Genomic DNA, 6,516 nt, shown 5'->3' on the forward strand with positions numbered 1-6,516 from the left:
GGATTTCTATCACCAAACAAGTTTTCATTCTTTTTTAGCAGACAATCCATGCAGTAAGAATTGCACAGTTCTTTCAATTTCAGCCTCCTCATCCCATTCAGCCTCTGGTAAGAGGATATATCTCGCAATAACATAGCCGAAAATTGTAGAAGCAGTCATGCGGATCACACTAAAAGCAGGGATTTCAATAATTTGCCCCTTTGCTTGATAATGTTCAACAATAGTTTGAAAGCGATCAATGATTTTTTTTGCAATATGTTCTTTGAATTGTTCCTTTAATTCAGGCTGAAAAGGAATTTCCTGGATTAAGATCCGGAAAAGCTGCATGTTATTGTTAAGAAAGTTAATTCGGTTTTCAATTATCGCTCTTAAGAAGTCTTCATAGGTTTCATAATTTTGATTTAAAACCTTATTAAAATCCTTAATAACAAAAGGGGCAATCAGCTTTGCCATCATAGGTGAGACAATGGAGATCAGCAAATCTTTCTTTGTTTTATAGTGTCTAAAAATAGTCCCTTCAGCAACCCCTGCCTTTTTGGCAATTTCACTTGTAGATGTTGCTGCATATCCCTTCTCGGCAAACGAATCAATCGCCGCGGCTAAAATCTTTTTTTGCTTTTCTGTTAACCCTTCATCTTGATCAAACCATTCATCAAATAATGTATCTTGTTCAGACATTTTTTGCTCCTTTATAACATGGATATAATACTAATACTAATTGATATGATTAGATTTTTCGATATTTTCTTAGTGCCAGAATGTTTAATAGCATAAACAGAATAGAAAATCCCGCCAAAACGAGAAGGTCGATTTGAATTTCCCCCCATCCGTAACCTCTTACCATGACATTTCTTAAGGCATCTGCTGCATAATACAAAGGGGTAAACGGGCCAATCCAGTTGAGCCACTTTGAGATTGTGTCCAAATTAAATAATCCTGAAAAGAAGATTTGTGGGACAACGACGATCGGAATAAACTGAATCATTTGCAGTTCATTATTGGCAAAGGCTGAAAGTAAAATACCCAATGTTAGAGCTGTTAAAGAAAGCAGCAAAGTGATTAAGAGAACATAGCCAAATGCTCCCTCCATCAGCATGCCTAACACATAAATGGCATAAGCAGCGATAATGGAAGCCTGAATCACTGTAAAAAGTCCGAATCCGATGACATAACCGATGACAATTTCCCATTTTCGCAACGGACTTGAAAGAAGCCGTTCCAATGTTCCAGTCGTACGCTCTCTTAAAAACGATACACCTGCAATAAGGAAAACAAAGAAAAAGATGAAAAATCCCAGCAGCACCGGACCGAAATAATCAAATTGTCCCATTTCACTTGAACCATGCAAGTAATCGATCTGGAGCTTCTGCATGGCTTCAGTGTTTCCCTGCAAAGGCTTTAACGCTGTTTGAAGCCATTTAATTGTTGCAGCATTGACACTTGGGTCACTGCCTTCAAGAATGATTTCGGGACCACTGCTGTCAAACTGGACATAAGCATCGATTTCTTGATTTGCTAAGGCATCAGTTGCCTCCTTTTCATTGTCATATTCCTTAATCGCTGCTCCGGCTTGATCTATTTTTTCAAATACAGCTTCTTGCACCGAAACAAAGCCGATCTTAGGCTGATAATCATCACCATTAAAGACAAGATGCAGCATGGTTAAAACAAGAATCGGAGCAAACAGCAGCAATCCCATTGTTCGCTTATCACGGGTAATTTGCCGCAAGATACGTATAACTAAGGCTCTTATTCTCATGATTGAACACCTCCATAAACGAGGAATGCCTCTTCAATTGATTCGGAATTTGTTTTCTCTTTTAATTCATTCGGAGTACCGACTGCAATCAGAGAACCATCACGCATTAAGCCCAATCGATCACATTTTTCAGCTTCGTCCATGACATGGGTGGTCACAATGATTGTCGTGCCTTTTTCCTTTAATAGATAGAATGCTTTCCAGATGCTTTTTCTTAAAACAGGATCAATTCCCACTGTTGGCTCATCAAGAATTAACATGGCAGGCTCGTGCAAGAGGGCAATAGCCAAAGAGAGTCTTCTTTTCATTCCGCCAGAATAGGCGGAAACAAGCTTGTTGAGATCATTCGTAAGCTGAACCAGCTCCATTACTTCATTTATTCTCTTCGTGAGCTTTTTTCCTTTTAGCCCGTAAAGCGCACCAAAGAATTTAAGATTTTCCTTTGCTGATAATTCACCATAAAGGGCATCAGACTGTGCCATATAGCCGACCCTTTCGATTAATCTTAAAGAAGGCATTTTCTCATGAAAAAGAAAGATCTCACCAGAAGTTGGAATTTCCAACCCAACCAGCTGCTTCACTAATGTTGTCTTACCTGCTCCAGAAGGGCCTAAAAGTCCAAAGATCTCACCTTTTTGTATTGCTAAAGAAATGCTAGTTAAAACCTTCTGTTTTCCAAAAGCCTTTGATACATGTTGAATAGAAACAATTTTTTTCTCTTGTTCCATAAATCTCCCCTCTTCCATTGAATGAGTGATTACTCACTATTATATTAATGATTTTAAATGAATTTGTAAAGTGAGTAATCACTCACTTTTCTCCGAATATGTTTTCGATAGATTACTTCATACAAGAACTGTATAATAAGGCTGAATGAAACTGAATTCTTTCAACTGATGAAATCATGATTCTTATGATTGTTCATTCTGAAGGGGATAGATTCTTATAGCCAAAGCAATGCTTAACCATCAATAAAAGCATGCCTGCTTTTACTAAATTTTTACAGATGAAAAGGTGAAGATATGCAAAAAATATTACCTGCTTTTTCTTCCATCAAGCAGTTTGAAAAGTTTTTACAAAGTGATTATGAAATCGGTGTATTCTTGGAAACACATATTTCCCAATTAGCGCATATTCAAAAATTGGCTAACCAATATCAGAAAAAAATCATTTATCATGTCGATCTTATCCATGGCTTGAAAAATGATGATTATGCAACAGAATATATTTGTCAGGAGTTCGCTCCTTATGGGTTAATATCAACTAAATCAAATGTCATTTTAAAGGCGAAACAAAAGGGAGTCATCGCCATTCAGCGAATGTTCTTAATTGATTCGCATGCCCTCGAACGAAGTTATCGCTTAGTGGAAAAAACGAAACCGGATTATATTGAGGTGCTGCCTGGTGCTATGCCTTGGATGATAAAAGAGGTAAAGGAACGAACGAATATTAAAATTTTTGCTGGAGGATTAATTCGCACGATACAGGAGGTGGAAGACGCGCTGGAAGCTGGAGCTGAGGCAATCACCACTTCAAAGAGGGAGATATGGGAGCATTTTAAATAAGATTTCAAAGAAAATGGCCGTAAAACGTTTACTTTCGGTCTTTTTTGTTTAATGAAAGAAAGATAAAATCACATAAAAGGGGTGGCTTTCATGGAACAAAAAAGTTGGGTAACCATGTCAGATGGCCATGACGTTTTTTTGACGAAATGGTATGTAGAAAATGCGAAGCCAAGAGCGATCCTGCAATTATCACATGGAATGGCAGAGCATATTGGTCGCTACCAGGAGTTTGCTGAATCACTTGTGTCAAAAGGAATAGTTGTCTACGGAAACGATCACCGCGGTCATGGAAAAACAGGTGAAAGAAGCGGAATTTTAGGGTTTTTTGCTGATGAAAATGGCTTTGAGCGAGCAGTTGATGATTTGAGCGAAATTAATGCATACATTCAAAAACAATATCCCAATACACCTGTCTTTATAATGGGACATAGTATGGGCTCGTTTTTAGTTAGGCGATTTTTACAGCGCTATCATGGAAGAGTTAAAGGCGTGATTCTTTCCGGAACCGGTGGAAATCCTGGATTCATGGGTAAGATCGGCAAACGAATAGCAAAATCACAAATTCGCAAATTAGGAAAGAAAACAGAAAGTCCGCTCATGAATAAATTAACGTTTGGCAATTATAATAAAAAATTAGCTAGTATTGAAACCGAATTTGATTGGCTGACAAGTGACCGCGCTGAGGTGCAGAAGTATATAGGAGACCCTTATTGCGGCTATGTTGCAACTGCGGGGTTTTATTATGATTTGTTATCAGGATTGGAAACGATCCATCATCCTCATGAAATAGCAAAAATGGAGAAGGAATTGCCTTTCTTCTTTATTAGCGGGGAGCAAGACCCGGTCGGTCATTATACAAAAGGAGTAATGAGAGTTATTCGACAATTTCAAGAACATGGGATAAAAAAGATCGATTATACCTTTTATCAACAAGGCAGACATGAAATGCTGAATGAAACAAATCGTGGAGAAGTCATTGCTGATATTATTCAGTGGATCGAGAAAAAATTGGCAGAGGCTTAAGGTTGACATGTAACCAAAAGGTTTCGTATTATTAATGTGAAACCTTTTGGTTACATATTTTTTATTGGAGGAAATGAACATGACAACATATCAAGAACAAGTACCAGATATTCGCAAAACCGTTGTTTTCGAAGCGCCGATTGAAAAGGTTTGGCAGGCTGTTTCAACTGCAGAGGGAATTGCCGAATGGTTTATGCCAAACGATTTTGAACCAAAGGTCGGTCATGAATTCACACTTCATTCGCCTTATGAAAAATCACCATGCAAAGTACTTGAAATAGATCCGCCAAATGGTCTTTCTTTCACATGGGGAAATTTTGGCTGGAAAGTTTCGTTTGAACTAAAGGACCTGGATGGAAAAACGGAGTTCACGCTCATTCATACAGGATGGGGAGCTCCAGACAAAGTAGCTGGACCAGCAGGCGAAACCTTTGCGGTTATTCGAAATCGCATGAACAATGGCTGGGATGGAATTGTTGATGAGCGTTTACGCAAAGTAGTTGAGGCTTAATGACAGCTGCTCAAAAATATGATGTTTTTCAAGCAATTTCTGATCCATCGCGTAGGAAAATGCTAAAGCTTCTAGCAAATCAGCCATTGCCGGTAACTGTGATCAGCAAGCACTTCCCAATGAGCCGCACGGCTGTATCTAAGCATTTGCGGATTCTCTCGGAAGCTAACCTGCTAAGCGTTGAAAAAGTAGGGAGAGAAACAAGGTACAAGCTCGAGCCTGATGCGCTGCTTGAATTAAAGGAATGGCTCTCGTTTTATGAACAGTTCTGGGATAATAAGCTGTCCATGCTTAAATATTTGGTTGAAAATAATGAAAAAGATGAGTAGGAACAGACCCCTCTAACAACATTTGTGCAGGGGTCTCCCTTTGTTTTTAAAAACGTGTAAAGGAGAAAAAACATGGCTCAAGAATTGAGAAAAGTTTTTGACGACAGCTTTATTAACCAGCTTTCTTCTTTGATTAAAGCGAACTATCCTTCATTTAATGCCTCTGGATTTCAAGAGCTGATTTATGATGATAAGTGGGAAGAGCTGGCACTTAAACAGCGAATAAGACAAATTACGATTTCCCTTCATCAAACAATGCAACTTAACTATATTGAAGCCATTTCGGTATTAAAAAAAGCTGCCCTGCATGTTCAAAACGGGTTGACGGGAATTATTTTTCCGGATTATGTAGAAGTATACGGTCTAAACGACTGGGATGAATCAATGGAAGCACTCGAATACTTTACTCAATATTCCACCTCCGAATTTGCGGTAAGACCTTTTGTTATTAAAGACCAACAAAAGATGATGAAACAATTCTTAGCATGGAGCAACCACCCAAATGAGCATGTAAGAAGATTGGCAAGTGAAGGCTCAAGACCCCGTTTGCCATGGGGAATCGTCCTATCCAGCCTAAGGCAAGACCCATCCTCAATCCTGCCGATCTTAGAAAATTTAAAGGAAGATCCGTCATTATATGTCCGAAAAAGTGTAGCCAACAATTTAAATGATATTTCAAAAGATCACCCAGATCTTGTCCTCGAACTCGCCAAAAAATGGTACGGACACAACGAAAAAACTGACTGGATTATCAAAAAGGGCTTACGCACCTTAATGAAAAAAGGAAACAAGCAAGCCCTGGAATTACATGGCTTCACCAGTAATCCCAAACTCTCTGTAGAAAATTTACTTGTAACAGATGCCTTGCAAATTGGAGGTACTTTAACTTTCTCCTTTCAGATCAGCTCCACAGACGAAAAGCAAACCCAACTAAGAATTGAATACACAATCGATTTTGTAAAGGCAAGCGGAAAGCATTCCAAGAAAATCTTTAAAATCGCTGAACATGTTATAAATGGCGGGGAAAAAAGAGCTTACTCCAAAAAGCACTCCTTCAAAGACTTAACAACAAGAAAACACTATCCCGGCGAACATCTGCTTTCTATTATCGTAAATGGAGAAACAAAAGCAAGTCAGGGTTTTACCGTTTTGTGATTTGAGTCCTTTTTCTCGAGGCGGAGTGGATTGAAAAAAAGGGGAGTGGTTCAAATAAATTGGTAGGTGGTTCAATAAAAAAGAAAAGTGGTTCAATATAAACTGGTACCCGTGTCAAGGACACATGAAAAAAAGAGTCAAGCAAATAGAAGATGATTCCTATATTGAATAGGG

8 protein-coding genes are annotated in these 6,516 nt (G+C 38.5%); 5 read left to right on the forward strand and 3 right to left on the reverse strand.

Annotated features, from left to right (window positions below; genetic code table 11):
- Positions 1-24 precede the first annotated feature (24 nt).
- Genes Q1B07_RS13840 through Q1B07_RS13850 form a run of 3 tightly spaced genes read right to left on the reverse strand, consistent with a single transcriptional unit; the run spans position 25 to position 2,487 of the window.
- Positions 25-678: a TetR/AcrR family transcriptional regulator gene (locus tag Q1B07_RS13840; RefSeq protein ID WP_299090857.1), complete on the reverse strand. Its 654-nt coding sequence runs from the start codon at positions 676-678 to the stop codon at positions 25-27.
- Positions 679-727: 49 nt separating this feature from the next.
- On the reverse strand, positions 728-1,759 hold the full coding sequence (locus tag Q1B07_RS13845; RefSeq protein ID WP_299090854.1) for an ABC transporter permease: 1,032 nt from the start codon (positions 1,757-1,759) through the stop codon (positions 728-730).
- Positions 1,756-2,487: an ABC transporter ATP-binding protein gene (locus Q1B07_RS13850; RefSeq protein WP_299090851.1), complete on the reverse strand. Its 732-nt coding sequence runs from the start codon at positions 2,485-2,487 to the stop codon at positions 1,756-1,758. Before Q1B07_RS13850 ends, Q1B07_RS13845 begins: the two co-directional genes overlap by 4 nt.
- Positions 2,488-2,781: 294 nt before the next feature.
- Here Q1B07_RS13850 and Q1B07_RS13855 point away from each other — a divergent pair, with 294 nt between their 5' ends.
- The 5 genes from Q1B07_RS13855 to Q1B07_RS13875 all read left to right on the forward strand — a co-directional run bounded on the left by Q1B07_RS13855 (position 2,782) and on the right by Q1B07_RS13875 (position 6,342).
- Positions 2,782-3,324: a glycerol-3-phosphate responsive antiterminator gene (locus Q1B07_RS13855; RefSeq protein WP_299090849.1), complete on the forward strand. Its 543-nt coding sequence runs from the start codon at positions 2,782-2,784 to the stop codon at positions 3,322-3,324.
- 90 nt (positions 3,325-3,414) lie between these two features.
- On the forward strand, positions 3,415-4,347 hold the full coding sequence (locus Q1B07_RS13860; RefSeq protein ID WP_299090847.1) for an alpha/beta hydrolase: 933 nt from the start codon (positions 3,415-3,417) through the stop codon (positions 4,345-4,347).
- A 79-nt stretch (positions 4,348-4,426) separates the two neighbouring features.
- On the forward strand, positions 4,427-4,858 hold the full coding sequence (locus Q1B07_RS13865; RefSeq protein WP_299090844.1) for an SRPBCC domain-containing protein: 432 nt from the start codon (positions 4,427-4,429) through the stop codon (positions 4,856-4,858).
- A complete protein-coding gene (locus tag Q1B07_RS13870) occupies positions 4,858-5,187 on the forward strand; it encodes a metalloregulator ArsR/SmtB family transcription factor (protein ID WP_299090841.1) in 330 nt (109 codons plus the stop codon). The genes Q1B07_RS13865 and Q1B07_RS13870 overlap by 1 nt, the downstream gene beginning before the upstream one ends.
- A 72-nt stretch (positions 5,188-5,259) precedes the next feature.
- Positions 5,260-6,342 (forward strand): DNA alkylation repair protein, encoded by a 1,083-nt coding sequence (locus Q1B07_RS13875; protein WP_299090840.1) that lies wholly within the window; start codon positions 5,260-5,262, stop codon positions 6,340-6,342.
- Positions 6,343-6,516: the final 174 nt, after the last annotated feature.

The organism is uncultured Metabacillus sp. (assembly GCF_947503125.1).
Lineage (GTDB): Bacteria > Bacillota > Bacilli > Bacillales > Bacillaceae > Metabacillus.

Bases quoted from the DNA above. Each gene is read 5' to 3' on its own strand.
- Q1B07_RS13840 (WP_299090857.1), bottom strand. From the start codon at position 678: ATGTCTGAACAAGATACATTATTTGATGAATGGTTTGATCAAGATGAA.
- Q1B07_RS13845 (WP_299090854.1), bottom strand. From the start codon at position 1,759: ATGAGAATAAGAGCCTTAGTTATACGTATCTTGCGGCAAATTACCCGT.
- Q1B07_RS13850 (WP_299090851.1), bottom strand. From the start codon at position 2,487: ATGGAACAAGAGAAAAAAATTGTTTCTATTCAACATGTATCAAAGGCT.
- Q1B07_RS13855 (WP_299090849.1), top strand. From the start codon at position 2,782: ATGCAAAAAATATTACCTGCTTTTTCTTCCATCAAGCAGTTTGAAAAG.
- Q1B07_RS13860 (WP_299090847.1), top strand. From the start codon at position 3,415: ATGGAACAAAAAAGTTGGGTAACCATGTCAGATGGCCATGACGTTTTT.
- Q1B07_RS13865 (WP_299090844.1), top strand. From the start codon at position 4,427: ATGACAACATATCAAGAACAAGTACCAGATATTCGCAAAACCGTTGTT.
- Q1B07_RS13870 (WP_299090841.1), top strand. From the start codon at position 4,858: ATGACAGCTGCTCAAAAATATGATGTTTTTCAAGCAATTTCTGATCCA.
- Q1B07_RS13875 (WP_299090840.1), top strand. From the start codon at position 5,260: ATGGCTCAAGAATTGAGAAAAGTTTTTGACGACAGCTTTATTAACCAG.